Source organism: Streptococcus sp. A23 (genome assembly GCF_043674155.1).
In the GTDB taxonomy this organism is placed as follows: Bacteria; Bacillota; Bacilli; order Lactobacillales; family Streptococcaceae; genus Streptococcus; species Streptococcus suis_V.
In genome coordinates this window covers 16,794-30,586 of record NZ_JBIMJP010000001.1, presented here as the reverse complement: position 1 = coordinate 30,586, position 13,793 = coordinate 16,794, and the positions used below count along the sequence as shown (strand labels likewise).

At 39.8% G+C, this 13,793-nt stretch carries 17 protein-coding genes; 8 read left to right on the top strand and 9 right to left on the bottom strand.

The window, feature by feature from the left end; genetic code table 11:
* Nucleotides 1-78 precede the first annotated feature (78 nt).
* On the top strand, nt 79-426 hold the full coding sequence (locus tag ACHBIE_RS00165) for a helix-turn-helix domain-containing protein (RefSeq protein WP_029170891.1): 348 nt from the start codon (nt 79-81) through the stop codon (nt 424-426).
* A gap of 169 nt (nt 427-595) precedes the next feature.
* On the opposite strand, the gene ACHBIE_RS00160 is transcribed toward ACHBIE_RS00165, so the two are convergent.
* The gene (locus tag ACHBIE_RS00160; RefSeq protein WP_105106613.1) at nt 596-1,006 is read right to left on the bottom strand and encodes a hypothetical protein; all 411 of its coding nucleotides are present in this window, start codon (nt 1,004-1,006) and stop codon (nt 596-598) included.
* Nucleotides 1,007-1,639: 633 nt separating this feature from the next.
* Between ACHBIE_RS00160 and ACHBIE_RS00155 the strand changes: the two genes are divergently transcribed.
* From ACHBIE_RS00155 to xerC, 5 genes are all read left to right on the top strand, one after another.
* The gene (locus ACHBIE_RS00155) at nt 1,640-2,605 is read left to right on the top strand and encodes a site-specific integrase (RefSeq protein WP_029170893.1); all 966 of its coding nucleotides are present in this window, start codon (nt 1,640-1,642) and stop codon (nt 2,603-2,605) included.
* Nucleotides 2,606-2,673: 68 nt separating this feature from the next.
* Nucleotides 2,674-3,273: a hypothetical protein gene (locus ACHBIE_RS00150; protein WP_105106611.1), complete on the top strand. Its 600-nt coding sequence runs from the start codon at nt 2,674-2,676 to the stop codon at nt 3,271-3,273.
* A gap of 120 nt (nt 3,274-3,393) precedes the next feature.
* Nucleotides 3,394-4,761 (top strand): hypothetical protein, encoded by a 1,368-nt coding sequence (locus tag ACHBIE_RS00145; protein ID WP_105106610.1) that lies wholly within the window; start codon nt 3,394-3,396, stop codon nt 4,759-4,761.
* A 195-nt stretch (nt 4,762-4,956) separates the two neighbouring features.
* Nucleotides 4,957-5,220: a helix-turn-helix domain-containing protein gene (locus ACHBIE_RS00140; protein WP_105106609.1), complete on the top strand. Its 264-nt coding sequence runs from the start codon at nt 4,957-4,959 to the stop codon at nt 5,218-5,220.
* Nucleotides 5,221-5,284: 64 nt separating this feature from the next.
* A complete protein-coding gene (xerC, locus tag ACHBIE_RS00135; protein WP_394732420.1) occupies nt 5,285-6,502 on the top strand; it encodes a tyrosine recombinase XerC in 1,218 nt (405 codons plus the stop codon).
* Nucleotides 6,503-6,609: 107 nt separating this feature from the next.
* Here the strand turns inward: xerC and rpsI are convergent, their stop codons facing one another.
* The 6 genes from rpsI to rlmB form a co-directional block, all read right to left on the bottom strand.
* Nucleotides 6,610-7,002, bottom strand: coding sequence for a 30S ribosomal protein S9 (gene rpsI / locus ACHBIE_RS00130; protein ID WP_002942223.1), 393 nt, complete (start codon nt 7,000-7,002; stop codon nt 6,610-6,612).
* Between the two features lie 19 nt (nt 7,003-7,021).
* Nucleotides 7,022-7,468 (bottom strand): 50S ribosomal protein L13, encoded by a 447-nt coding sequence (gene rplM / locus ACHBIE_RS00125; protein ID WP_257104088.1) that lies wholly within the window; start codon nt 7,466-7,468, stop codon nt 7,022-7,024.
* A gap of 184 nt (nt 7,469-7,652) precedes the next feature.
* On the bottom strand, nt 7,653-8,546 hold the full coding sequence (locus ACHBIE_RS00120) for a PEP phosphonomutase (protein WP_105161027.1): 894 nt from the start codon (nt 8,544-8,546) through the stop codon (nt 7,653-7,655).
* 54 nt (nt 8,547-8,600) lie between these two features.
* Complete coding sequence (locus ACHBIE_RS00115; RefSeq protein ID WP_394732419.1) at nt 8,601-9,464, bottom strand: DegV family protein; 864 nt, start codon at nt 9,462-9,464, stop codon at nt 8,601-8,603.
* Nucleotides 9,461-9,982, bottom strand: coding sequence for an NYN domain-containing protein (locus tag ACHBIE_RS00110; protein ID WP_105123580.1), 522 nt, complete (start codon nt 9,980-9,982; stop codon nt 9,461-9,463). The genes ACHBIE_RS00115 and ACHBIE_RS00110 overlap by 4 nt, the downstream gene beginning before the upstream one ends.
* On the bottom strand, nt 9,982-10,710 hold the full coding sequence (gene rlmB, locus ACHBIE_RS00105) for a 23S rRNA (guanosine(2251)-2'-O)-methyltransferase RlmB (protein ID WP_394732160.1): 729 nt from the start codon (nt 10,708-10,710) through the stop codon (nt 9,982-9,984). The genes ACHBIE_RS00110 and rlmB overlap by 1 nt, the downstream gene beginning before the upstream one ends.
* 146 nt (nt 10,711-10,856) lie before the next feature.
* Here rlmB and ACHBIE_RS00100 point away from each other — a divergent pair, with 146 nt between their 5' ends.
* Both ACHBIE_RS00100 and ACHBIE_RS00095 read left to right on the top strand, forming a co-directional pair.
* Nucleotides 10,857-11,246, top strand: coding sequence for a DUF1761 domain-containing protein (locus tag ACHBIE_RS00100; RefSeq protein WP_105111365.1), 390 nt, complete (start codon nt 10,857-10,859; stop codon nt 11,244-11,246).
* 74 nt (nt 11,247-11,320) lie between these two features.
* Nucleotides 11,321-12,289 (top strand): aromatic acid exporter family protein, encoded by a 969-nt coding sequence (locus tag ACHBIE_RS00095; protein WP_394732418.1) that lies wholly within the window; start codon nt 11,321-11,323, stop codon nt 12,287-12,289.
* Here ACHBIE_RS00095 and ACHBIE_RS00090 read toward each other — a convergent pair.
* Nucleotides 12,286-12,504 carry a hypothetical protein gene (locus ACHBIE_RS00090; protein WP_002942208.1) on the bottom strand — a complete coding sequence of 73 codons (219 nt, stop codon included), beginning with the start codon at nt 12,502-12,504 and terminating at the stop codon, nt 12,286-12,288. The two genes, ACHBIE_RS00095 and ACHBIE_RS00090, sit on opposite strands and share 4 nt — an antisense overlap.
* A gap of 142 nt (nt 12,505-12,646) precedes the next feature.
* A complete protein-coding gene (locus ACHBIE_RS00085; protein WP_105111367.1) occupies nt 12,647-13,777 on the bottom strand; it encodes an ABC transporter ATP-binding protein in 1,131 nt (376 codons plus the stop codon).
* Nucleotides 13,778-13,793: the final 16 nt, after the last annotated feature.

Genomic DNA, 13,793 nt, shown 5'->3' with positions numbered 1-13,793 from the left:
AGGATAGAATAACTAGCCTTTCGTAACCTTTCAACTGTCCTTTAAAACCTATATCCTTAAATAAAAGGAGGACAGATAATGGCTTTAGATCAATTTGTCGCAAAAAGAATTCAAACTTTACGGAAAGACTTTCATCTAACTCAGGAGCAATTGGCTGAGGCAGCTGGCTTAGATGTTTCTTCAATAGCAAAAATAGAGCGTGGCGAACGCTCTAATATTAAGGTGAATACATTAGAAAAAATTGTTGATGCTTTTGGAATATCAATGAGTACATTCTTCCAACAACATGTCCAAGATAAAAACGAAAACACCTCAAACGATCCATCATTTGAGAAGTTTCAAAAAACGCTCCTCCCAATTTCTCAAAAAAAGCGGAAGGAATATTTAACATTGTTTGAGGCAATAATAAATGTAGAGAACATGTAATCCTTTAATGCACATAATAAAATATGTTATATATTCATACAAAACAAAACGCATAGATCCAACTTTTTAGGATTTACGCGTTTTTCTATTTGTTTAGTTTTATTCATTCGTCTTTTGAGAATTATTTTTCTAATTGCTAGACATTTTTTCTAGTTCGTTTTTAAGCGTGCTAGTAATATATTACCGAATCAGGACCACTTGAATAATCATCGAATCTATGTTTTTGAATAGCTTCAAATAATGAATTATTCTTTACATCATTCATAAACATTTTCCATTTTCCAAGAATAGCCTGCTTTATCAAAATCTCAATTTGAATTTCAATACCTTCTTCAATTACTTCTGAAGTAACAGTAAATATTTCATTTTCTACAGTAACAATACATTGCTGATTATCAAATCGAATGGTCAATTTATCATTATTTCTTGAAAAAGAAATCGTCGCACAATCTTCATCTGAATAATAATAATCACTGACAACATCGATACAATGTCCATTTAATAGCAGAAATTTCTTACACTTCATTTCCACATCAACAATAATTGATACTATCTCTTCAATTAGAACTTCATCAGTCATAATACTCACTCCTTTCCTTTAATATTGTTATGTGTTTAGAAAATATTTTATTCCATATACACACCTCCAATCTGATTCGTTATTAGTATGCCACTTTTTTTCAAAACAAAAAAATCGTGTTGCGAATCAATGTAAGCGAGAAATGTTTTTCGTTTTTTTATTTTTTTGAAAAAGTGACATAATACAATTGAACATATTGAAGTAAATAGAGAAAGGAGTGATAACACTATATTCTTTTGAAAATACGCACTGGGCTCGGTGTAAATCATATTTTCAATTGATATGGATATCTCTTGTCAGCTGTCATTGACTGATAAGGGAATGAACAAGAATAGAATAAATGGTTATTCTGCGGAATGAAATGAAGTACAGAATAACCATTTATCACATAATATAGTACAGTAAAAGATGTTTAGTGAAAGTAAAAGTAGAAAGTTCGGTTTGAAAAATAACCAGTTCAATGACAAACGAAGATTTCAGAGATATTCGACGGTGCTACTGAAGAGTATTGAAAACGATAGTCCCATAGGACAGCCTCATCGGAAATTTTCAGAGCATACCCAGCTCGATCTAAAAAAGGGTGGGAGGCAGTTTACCAATAATAAGCATTTTAGGAAAGAAAGGAGAAAGAAAATGCCTAGAAAACGAAATTCTTTGAAACACGACATTTTCGTCGCAGCAACAAAAGATGTTACAAACAATACCTCACGAACATCATACAAACGTTCTGCAACACGTTTTGCGAAATGGGCAAAAGAAAATAACATTAAGAGTATTTCAGATATCACCGAAGAGGTTCTTCAACAATATCATGATGATCTTCAACAAGACCCAAAACAATATACCGCAGCAACAATTCATACATACCTTGCGCCAATTGCGAAGGCAGCAGGAATCAATTTAAACCGAATTCGAAAACAAAAACGCACAAGTGATAAAATAGTTAGAGGACGAAAACATGAAGCGAATCAACAAGGGAAAAGACAAGAATTGAACTCTCTCTTCTCTCGCCTAATCGAATTCCAGAAAGTCGTTGGAATTCGCCGTAATGAACTCAAAAACCTAACCGGTCAAGACCTGAAAATAGACGAGTATGGTAACTGCTATATTTTCGTCAAACGTGGCAAAGGTGGTAAGAAACAAATGCAGTATATATTGCCAAAAGACATCAAGCTAGTGAAACAGACTTTTTCTGGAATAGGAGAAAATGAGCCTATTTTCACAGAAGAAGAGATGAACAATCAGATTAATTTACATGCATTACGCGCTCAACATTCAAGAGATAGCTATTTCTACTATCTTGATAAAATTAATTCTAATCCAAACATTAAACATTCATTGAAATCTCTTCTAATTCAAAGATGGGAAAATGGCCATCAGAAATTGAAAAAGGAATCACAAAGCAAATACGAAAGACAGCGTAGAAATTTTATTTATGATCTACGTGATGAGTTGTATATTCTACGCGGCACAAACAAATCCAAAGCATTAGCGTCAGGAATGCCAATTGCTTATAATCGACTTGCACTAATGGCTGTTTCGGTTTTAAATCTGTCGCATTGGCGTCTTTCTGTTACGGTTACTAATTATATTTTGTAACGAATTTTTTGATTTTAAGATTCAGGCATAATGATTGTGTAGAAAATTGATCAAATGGAGGACATATAATGAGGAATCAAAATAATCTACAAAAAATAAATCGAAACACAATTTTAGCAAGAGGAAAAATCGTTGAAGTAAATGACCAAGATATCGTGCCATATCTTGGTCTCTTTATCAGAAACGGCGCCGGTCGTAAGCACACATATTTGAAATGTTATTTTAATCGTGAAAAATTTCAATTGAAGAAGGGAATGACGGTATCGATATCAGGTCATATCGAAAACATTAATACAAAGAATAGCTACGAAATTATTATAGATTCCATCCAAGAAGAGCAGACTGAACTGGCGGTATTCTTCAATAAAAAGCCTAACTTCGGTTTTGCATATCCAAGCCATTTCGCAAAGATGTTTGTTTTTGGAAAAGTTATTGATAAACATTTAAAACCAAATTCGAATTGGATCGAAATGATTATCAAGGATAACTGTGAAAATAGAGTCAAAGTACAATACAGCACAAAAATGCGTGTCAATGAAACAAATTTTGAAATAGGGGATTATGTGTATTTATCAGCCTTACCTATATCCATTCAAAAGACAATTCATGAGGAAATGTTTATCTTTGAGAATTATATACTTGAAGATATAGTGGTAGAACAAAAATAGAAAGTATAGAGATAAATTTCTTTTTGGAATTTATCTCTATTTTTTGTCATTTTTTGTATTTTTTTCTCTGACGAAGTTCTGAATGTGGCATAATTCTTTCGAAAAAAGAAAGAGGAAAAAATGGTCTCAAAAATTACAAGAGGTATGTCCGAAGAGGAAAAACAAAAAATCTACGATGAGAATGCAAAGGAAATGGAAAGTTGTTTTTCTGTAACAAATGCCTACTGGGGCATCGACAAGGTCGTTCTTAATGTAAAAGGACAGATTCACATTAATAACCAGAAATTCGAGCTAGCTAATTATGAAAATAACAATTTTACTATCGAGAAGCAATATGACAGTTCAGGTACTGTCTCCGAATTATTTGTCAAATCATCTACTTTTGGTTCATTCTTTATGGGAAAAAATCCATTTGACAGCAGTTATTTTTATCGTATTGAATTGATCCACTGTGGTTTAAACATATCCACAGATTCAATCGAAGGTATCTATCAAAGATTAAATAGAGCATTGTCATTGTTGGAACTTGAAATAGGAATTTCATGTACAATATATCATTGCGAATTCCACGAAATTGAACTTGCATTTACAATGGCAATACATTCAGCTTTCCATTTGCAAACAAGAGCATTACTTCTACGTTGTCTGACACATAAGAAAGTGAATTTTGCTTCCTCTTCAAAAAGTATCAAAGACAAAGATTATGATCGTTTGACGACCAATGCCTATAAAAACAATCAGCAAGTTCTTTACAATAAAACTAAGAAAGCCAAAAAGCTTGGACAACTTGATAAAGCAAAAACAGAAGATTTTGAAGTGTATCGTTTCGAGACCGTTTTGCAAAAAGATAAGATTAAATCCTTTCTTCGTACCTGTGTTCTAGCAGAAATTGATGATCTGAAAATCATTCAATACTTAGAAGAATTAGTTTCTAGTGGAGTCTTCAATTTCATAAAAGAAATCGAACAATCAGTAATAAATACTGACAGAGAATTATCCAAAATTTTCAAAGCAAAACCACGTGCGACATTCGAAGAATTGTTGAAAAAACAGATTAACGTGTCACATTCAACAAACACTCCGCTAGTTTTAGATGAAGAAATACTTAGTCTTATAAATGCTAAATTTGTTTCGAAAGAAAATAGATCGCGTTATAGAAAAAATTTGATTGCCAAAAGTCAGAAAGAATTAAATATTAATTCGGAATCATTTTATTTATCCGAGATGATAACGTGGAATGTATTAATTGTTATACGATTGATGTTTGATGCTCTTGATTTTGCAAAGGAACATGGTTTAGGTTGTCACAAAAATTACAACACAAATGAATTACACTTTGTTCAAATCCCAAAGTTTACAAAAGAATTCAGAAATGAAATATACTCATTGAACAATAAATTACGTCGAAAACATCATTATAAAATTGATTTATATAAATTAATTTTGAATCGATTGTTGAATTTAAAAGAATTATTTAACGGTTTTTAATATGATTTTACAACTTTGTAAAACCTCCAAAACGTTGATATTACAGCATTTCGTAAAAAAATTGTCTTCCGAAACAGAAGACAAATTAACAGCATTCTTCTAATTTTTTCCAAAAATAACAGTTTTTAGTTCACACTGTGGCATAATAACTAATATCAAAAAACAATTGCAAATTTTACGAGAAAAGAGGTTAAAATGCAAGTTATCTTACCAGACGATCAGATCAAACAAATTCAGATATTAATTTCAAGTTTAATTACATCAGAAATTGAAAAACAAATTCATCATCGAAATATAGACAATTCATACTTAAACAAAAAACAAGCATGTGACTACCTTGGAATTTCAAATAACACGTTGGATGAATGGATTCGCAAAGGGCTTCCATCTATTAAGATCGGAAAAACAGTTCGTTTCAACAAACAAGCCATCGACTCATGGCTACTTTCGCAAAACTAGAAATATCTAACTTTTTATTTTATAATTGTCTTGATATTTTCTGGTTCGAAAAGAGGAGAATATCATGACTATCACTAAGACAAAAAACGGAACATATCGCTTAAAAGTGTATATTCCAACGGAAGCACGGATGCCACTTGGTATCGTCAATAATAACTATTTTGATAAGCGTTTCAAAAGTAAAAAGGAGGCACGACAAGCAGAGATAGACCTTTTAACAAAAATCAATCAGATTGAGAACAATGAGTTTACAGGGCTAGGCAAGATAGACATTCTATTCAAAGATTTTTACGAAAATGTCTGGTGGGAGTATTATAAAGCAGGACAGACCACTTCAACTACAAAGCCCCCAAGCAGGTCAACTATAGCCAATACAAAAACTTGTTTCAAAAAACATATTTTACCTATGCTAGGTAATTACACTATTCAATTTCTCAATCAGAACAAGCAAGTTATTCTAAACTTGATGACTGCTAAAGCTAATGAATACGCCAATTTCAAGACCTTGAGAAGCTATGTAATTTCCATATTTGATTGGGCAGAGGAATTAGAATATATAGAATCAAATAAAGTTGCTAAAACCTTGCGTCGTATCAAAGCAACCAAGAAAATCCAGTTGGCAGAAGCTAGGCGAGATGAAGACCTCTACCTAACACATGAGCAGTTACAGGAATGGTTCTTAGCCTTCCAAGAGGATTTGGCTAATGAAAAAATTTCTCTCAAAGATTATTTACTCTTCTATCTTACCTTCTTCTTAGGAGATAGAAAATCCGAAAGCTACGCTCTTCAATGGAAACACATTGACTTTGAAAAATCTCAAATTCAGCTACTCCAGGCACTAGACAGATATGGCGATACGAAAGCAACTAAAGGGAATAAGAAAACAATCTTTGCTATTTCAGCTGAATTACTTCAACTTCTCCGTAGTTGGAAAAAACAACAAAGGCGTGAACTTGCAAAGTTTGGTATCATTACGAACTCTGAGCAATTTGTATTTACCTATGTAGATACTAAAGGAAACGTAAATAAACCCCTACACGCAGATTATCTTAACAATAAGATGAGAACAGTTAAAAATCGTCACCCATATTTGACACACGCTACACCTCATAAATTACGGCACACTGGAGCAACACTTGCTAAACAAGCAGGTATGAGCTTAGAAGCTATTTCACAGGCTCTAACCCACAGCGATACTACTACAACTCAAATTTATGTCAATACCTCCAATGTCATCCCTATGGCGGTTGGAGAATTTGCCTTAAACTCTCTGAAACAATAAGGTAAAAATAAGGTAAATTTTGAGGTGAACTTTTCAAAAAATCACGAAAAAAGCACCCGTAGGGGAAACCCTGCGAGTGCTTTGAAACGTTGATATATCGCGGTATATTAACGTTTTGAGAATTGTGAAGCTTTACGAGCTTTCTTAAGACCTGGTTTCTTACGTTCAACCATACGAGCGTCACGTGTAAGAAGGCCTGCGCGTTTCAATGAATCGCGGAAGTCTGGGTCTACTTGAAGCAATGCACGCGCGATACCGTGACGGATCGCACCTGATTGACCACCATAACCACCACCGTTCACGTTAACGAAAACGTCGTATGAACCTTGTGTTGAAGTTACTGCGAATGGTTGATTGATAACCAAACGAAGGTCAGCGTGTGGGATGTACTCTTCTACATCTTTTTTGTTAACTGTGATTTTACCAGTACCTGGGACCAAACGTACGCGTGCAACCGCGTTTTTACGACGACCAGTACCTGTGTATTGTGCTTGTGCCATTTAGATTACGTCCTTTCCCTTAGATAAGACCTGAAATATCAAGTACTTCTGGTTGTTGTGCAGCGTGAGTGTGCTCAGCACCTACAAACACTTTCAATTTCATGCCTTGTGCACGACCAAGTGTGTTGTGTGGAAGCATACCTTTAACTGATTTTTCGATCAAACGAACAGCGTTTTTAGAACGCAATTCACCAGCTGAGATTGATTTCAATCCGCCTGGGTGGTTTGAGTGAGTGTAGTAAATTTTATCAGTTGCTTTTTTACCAGTCAATTTCACTTTCTCAGCGTTGATAACGATAACGAAGTCACCAGTATCAGTGTGAGGTGTGAAAGTTGGTTTGTTTTTTCCGCGAAGTACGCTAGCAACTACTGCAGAAAGACGTCCAAGAGGTATATCAGTAGCGTCAACTACGTACCATTTGCGCTCAACTTGGCCTGGTTTAGCCATAAAAGTTGTTTTGTTCATGATTTCTCCTATATATAGTGCGATTATTTGTTTACAGTGTGGCGGGTGTTCCGTCCCACCAAAGGTATTTGGAAGGTTCCGGGGCCTTTCAAATGGGGTAAACAATACCGTCTACCATTGTATCAAATCTAGCAGTCGGCGTCAAGATATTTTACTTTACTTTTTTCACTTTTTGAACCGCGTTTTATCGTCTCACAGATTGTCCTATCTTAAAGTAAGTATGGCGCTTGCCTCTGACCGCCAGGGACAAGGCCAAGATATTTTCAGGGTCTGGCATACGGCCAAAACCGCCGTCTCCGATATGATGAATGTCCGCACCGACCCGCTTGTTACTAAGCCCAAATTCCCGCACGGTCTGCGGATCCGCACTCTCTTGACTGGTCCCAATGGTCGAAATAACCAAGCCACCCTTGTCCTTGATTTTCTCGACAATCGGTGCGACCAGCTCCTCTCGCACTCCCGGAACCGTCCCGACAGCAGGAACTAAAACACCATCTGCTCCCAAAGCAACAAAGTCCAGCAGAACCTCTTCATTGACCACCGACTCGCCCAGACCAGCACCGTGCATTTTCCCAGCAAAGACTAGCCCCTTGAAGTGCTCTTTTGCTTGGGAAATGGCAGAGCGGATAGCCGACAAGGATACCCCCGTAGCTGGATTTCCAGTTAGCATGATGAAGTCTACGCCCAGCTCCTCTGCCATTCTAAGACTGACTGGACTGACCAGACGACCTTCGGAGAGGGAAATGCGTTCTTCAAGTAAATCCTGCTCCTCATCAACTGGCTCTAAGTTAATCCCTATGGGCCGACCTGTCAATCGTTTCAGCTCTGCAATGGGATTGTCGCAATCATAAAAACCGACAATCTGGGGAGAAAAAACATCCAATTCATTGAGCACCAGCAAATCACAGCTAAAAGCTGCCATCATCTCGGCATTGGAAACACCCGCAATCAGCGGGGCAGCCGTAACGACCGTTTCCCCCAGAACAGTCCGGCCTTCGCTGGCCAAAATAGCCTGCTTGAGCTGGGCAGGAGTCATCTGAGCAATCTCGCTGGCATAAGCAGATAGTAAACGTTTCATATGCATTCTCCTTGTAAGCGCTTTATTCCAAAACTGGTAAAAAGAGAGCTGATACTAGGCTCTCTTCTCGGTAGAAATAGACAAAATGGCTAGGGAACCTGTACCTGTATGTGTAGCAATAATAGGTCCCAACTCGGTCAAGATAACATCGGTTACCTGGTCATTTTCCAAAAGGGTAGACTGAATGTCCTGGGCTGCTGCCAAATCACCTGTGTAAGCGACCATAACCGTTGAATGATCCAAATTATCCAAGGTCAGGTTCAACATTTCCTTTATCCCTTTTTTACGGCCACGAATTTTGGCAATGGCATCTAACTTCCCTTCCGCATTGAGAGCAAGAAGAGGTTTGATATTGACTAGACCGCCAATGAGAGCAGCTGCCTTGGACAAGCGACCACCACGCACCAGGTGGTTGAGGTCATCGACCAAGAGATAGGTCCGCAAGCGTGGCACCAATTCTTCAATAAGTGCCTTAGTTTCTGCCAGAGTCTTACCCTCCGCACGCGCTGCTGCCGCCTTCATTACCAGATAACCTTCACCGATAGAAGCTGCCTTGGTATCGACAATCTCAATACTTGCTTCTGGATACTGGTCCAAGACCATGTCACACGCAATGACACCGCTCTGGTAGGTTCCGGATAGGGCTGCTGAAAAAGCTAGGTAAAGCACATCTTGTCCTGCCTTAGCAGCCTCTTCGAATACCTCTTCAAATTGACCAACATTGACCTGGCTGGTCGTCGGCTGACTACCCGCCTCCATTTTTTTGAGCAGCTCTGCACTTGTTAGTCGATTTGATCCTACCGTTTCATAGGTCGTTCCGTCCAAATTGATGGTCAAACCGAGCACGGTCACATCATTTTCTGCTAACCACTCCTGTGGCAAATCAGACGTTGAGTCTGTTACAATCTTAAAAGTCACGAATCCAATTCCTCCATTAAATGTTGCAAATCTTGTAAATTTCCTTGGGACCAGGGAGATAATCTAGGCGTGTAGAGGTCCACCTGGTCCACAAATTTATCTAAATCTTTTTTGACCACCCTGGTCCGTTCCTCTAGTTCTCGCGCAGAAACACGCAAGGCACCTTGCGAAAAAACCACCCACTGTTCATTGAGGTCGCTGGTTGCCACCGAAACCTGCCTGCACCGGTTGCTATTAAGCTCTGCACTCAAACGCTCAATATAGCTGTCAGCTGTTTCCTCTTCCTCAGTGAAAATCACCGTCAGCCTGTATTCGTCATAGGTCTGTCGAAGGCCGGGCACATGTTGGGCGTCAAAGACACAGATGATTTCTAAATGTTCAAAGGCTGCGTAATGGGACAAGGTCCTCAGTAAATACGTCCTAGCTGCATCCAGATTTCCCTTCTTAAAATCCTGCTTGGTGGACTGCCAGAAGGCAATCATATTGTAGCCATCGACAATGAGCACTTTTTCCTTCATCAGATTTTCTTCCGAAACACTTCATACATGAGAACAGCGGCTGCCACACTGGCGTTAAGGGATTGGACATGTCCCTTCATAGGAATAGTAATCATCTCATCCACCTGTTTTTTGATATTGGGCGAAATCCCCTTACCTTCGTTGCCAATAATCAGCGCCAACTTACCAGCTGTATTCCACTTGTGGCTTGGAGTTCCGTTCATATCGGTACCAAATACCCAGAAACCAGCCTCCTTGAGCTTATCAAGGGTTTGACTAAGATTGGTCACACGGGCAATGGGCACATGGGCCACCGCACCTGTCGACGTCTTGGCCACAACCGGCGTCACGCCAACGGCACGATGCTTGGGAATGATAATCCCAGCTACCTGAGTAGCGTCTGCCGTCCGCAAGATTGAGCCGAAGTTGTGGGGGTCTGTCAGACCATCCAAGATGAGAATAAGGGGATTGTCTTGCTGCTCTGCTATGTCCAAAATAGTCGAAAGTTCCGCATAGGCAAACTCAGACACCCGCAGGACAAAGCCTTGGTGGACCGCACCTTCTGTCATGTCAGACAGGGTCTTTTTGGGCATCCAAGAAATGGACACCTTCTTTTCTGCTGCCAGATTTTTAATTTTTTCTACATTTTTACCGCGCAGGTCGTCCTGGATGTAGAGCTTGTTGCCAGTGTTGGCCTCCAAACTCTCCACAACGGCGTGCACGCCATATACGATGTCATTTGTTTCCATATTGCCATTATAGCATAGATTGCCCGCAAAAAAGGTCAAAGTCACTTTTGACTATCGATTTATTTTCTAATCTTGACTTTCCCATCTCCCTGTGGTATCCTTATCTCAAAAATTGTCCGTACAAGCGGAACTATTAAGGAGAACTTATGTCGATTATTTTAGGTATTGTTGCAGGGCTTGTAGCCTTTGCTATTGGTGGTTTGTGGTATGGTTTGATTTTCCGCGATGCTTGGATTAAGGCCTCTGGCATTGATATGAAAAAGATTGAGGCTGATCGTCAGGCTGGTAAAAATGGACAAAAAGAAATGATGCTGTCTGTCATTATCGAGGTCATCTTTGCGGTCTTGTTAATGATTTACATCCAAACACTTGGCGTATCACCACTTCATGCAGCAGGTGGCATGGGTGTATTCGCTATCATTTCATCGCTGAAAAATTATTTATTTGAGCAACGTTCTATCCAGCTCATCCTTATCAATGAAAGCTACAAATTGGTCTGCTACTTGGTAGTTGGTGTCCTAGCTCTATTTGCATAACCATTCCCCTCCTAGCTTTAGGAGGATTTTGTTTTGTGGTACAATAGAAAGAGAACAAGACCAAAGGAGCTATCATGTCAATCTCCCTCCGCACTATCAAACTGATATTTGCCACCGTCCTAGCCGTTTACCTAGCGACAGCGCTGGGATTGTCCTATGCGACGTCGGCTGGGATTATCGCCATCCTCAGCATCTTGGACACCCGCAAGTCCAGCTTCAAAATGGCCCGTAACCGTCTCTTTTCCACCCTCCTGGCCCTGACCATAGCCGTCCTGACCTTCGCCCTATTTGGCTTCGGCATCTGGACCCTAGGCATCTACCTAGCCCTCTACGTCCCCCTGGCCTACCATTTCAACTGGGAGGCAGGTATTGCCCCATCAACCGTCCTCGTTACCCATCTCTTGCTGGAGCAGGATATTTCACTGATTTTTTTGGGAAATGAGCTAACGCTTTTTCTGATTGGGGCAGGACTGGCACTTTTGTTTAACCTCTATATGCCTTCGCAAGAAAAGAAAATCCAGGCCTATCACGACCAAGTCGAAGACCTGCTCAAGCAGATTCTCCTCCGCTTTGAAGCCTTTCTACTCAACGGCGACGGACGAAACGAGGCAGAATTGATTACGCAGCTGGATCAGACCTTGAATGAGGCCCTGAAAGTCGTCTACCTAGACCGCCACAACCAGCTCTTCCAGCAGACCAACTACCAGGTCCATTACTTTGAAATGCGGGCCGCACAAAACAAAATCCTGCGGACCATGGCAGGAAATATCAACAAATGTTTACTGGAAGGCAGAGAAAATGTCATCCTGTCCAGCCTCTTCGAGCGAGCAGCCCAACAACTGAGCCGAGAAAATTCTGCCAAGGAACTACTCCTAGACATCGAGCTCTTCCATGCCACCTTCCGCGAGCGACCTCTACCGCAAACCCGAGAAGAATTTGAAACCCGGGCCACCCTCTTCCAACTCCTACACGATATGGAGGCTTTTATTCGCCTCAAGGTTGATTTTTACGAAGTCTATAAAGACCAAGAACCGTCAGTTTAAGCCGACGGTTCTTCTACTTTTCCATGAAATTCATCTGACACTTGGTTGTGCAAATGCACGAAAGATAGGCCCATCATGACCGCATTCCCTGCGACTGCAATCATAAATTCTTCCTTGGAAGATACCTTTCCTAGCCAAATGGAGAGGATTAAAATGAGATTGTAAAGCAAAATATAAAGAGCCGTTATACGAATTTTTCTCAGTAGCTTCTTCATAAGGGGACCTCCTGTAAGTGTTTTCTATATTTATTATATAGAATTTAACAAAAAAAACAAGTATTTATGCGTTCTTAACCCCCAAAAAAACCGCCAGATTTTCATCTAGCGGTCAGGTGTTTTATGAACGATTTTAGAAAGGTTAGACAATCGCCTTGCTTGTTTCATCATCGAAGAAGTGAGCCTTGTTAAGGTTGAAGGTCAAGCGAACAGTTTCGCCTGGGTTGTGGTAATCACGCGCATCAACGCGAGATACAAACTCTGTGCTACCGACTTTAGAGTAAAGCATAGTTTCTGCACCGAGAAGCTCAGATACCACCACTTCTGCTTCCACGATAGAAGAAGGGTATGTGTCTAATTCCAACTGAGAAGCCTTGATGTCTTCTGGACGGATACCGAGGGTAAATGATTTGCCATTGTAGCCTTTTTCTTCCAAGTGCTTGCGACGACCTTCTGGAAGATCCACTTTGAAACCATCTCCAACAAGAACACCATCTTGAAGTGTCACTGTGAAGAAGTTCATAGCAGGGCTACCGATGAAGCTAGCAACAAACTTGTTGACTGGACGGTTGTAAAGCTCTTCTGGGCTACCGATTTGCTCGATACGACCGATTGTACCGGTACCTGCTGGGTTTTTAGTCGCAGACATGATAACGATACGGTCAGCCAAGGTCATGGCTTCTGTTTGGTCGTGGGTTACGTAGATGGTTGTTGCACCGATACGGCGGTGAATTTTAGCAATCTCTGTACGCATGGAAACACGCAGTTTGGCATCCAAGTTTGACAAAGGTTCATCCATCAAGAATACTTTTGCATCACGAACGATGGCACGCCCCATGGCAACACGTTGGCGTTGTCCTCCTGAAAGGTCAGCTGGTTTGCGTTCCAAGAATTCTGTCAATCCAAGGATTTGTGCCGCTTCTTCCACACGTTTTTTGATTTCGTCCTTGCTGTACTTACGCAATTTCAAACCAAAGGCCATGTTGTCAAATACAGTCATGTGTGGATAAAGAGCATAGTTCTGGAATACCATGGCAATATCACGATCTTTAGGTGCCACATCGTTCATCAACACGCCGTCAATGTAAGCTTCCCCTTCTGTGATGTCTTCCAAACCAGCAATCATACGTAGGGTTGTAGACTTACCACATCCTGAAGGACCTACGAATACGATAAATTCCTTGTCCTTGATGTCCAAGTTGAAGTCTTCAACAGAATAATGCTCGCTGTTTGGGTATTTTTTGTAAATGTTTTTTAAATTTAATTGAACCATGTTCAATCCTCTCTTT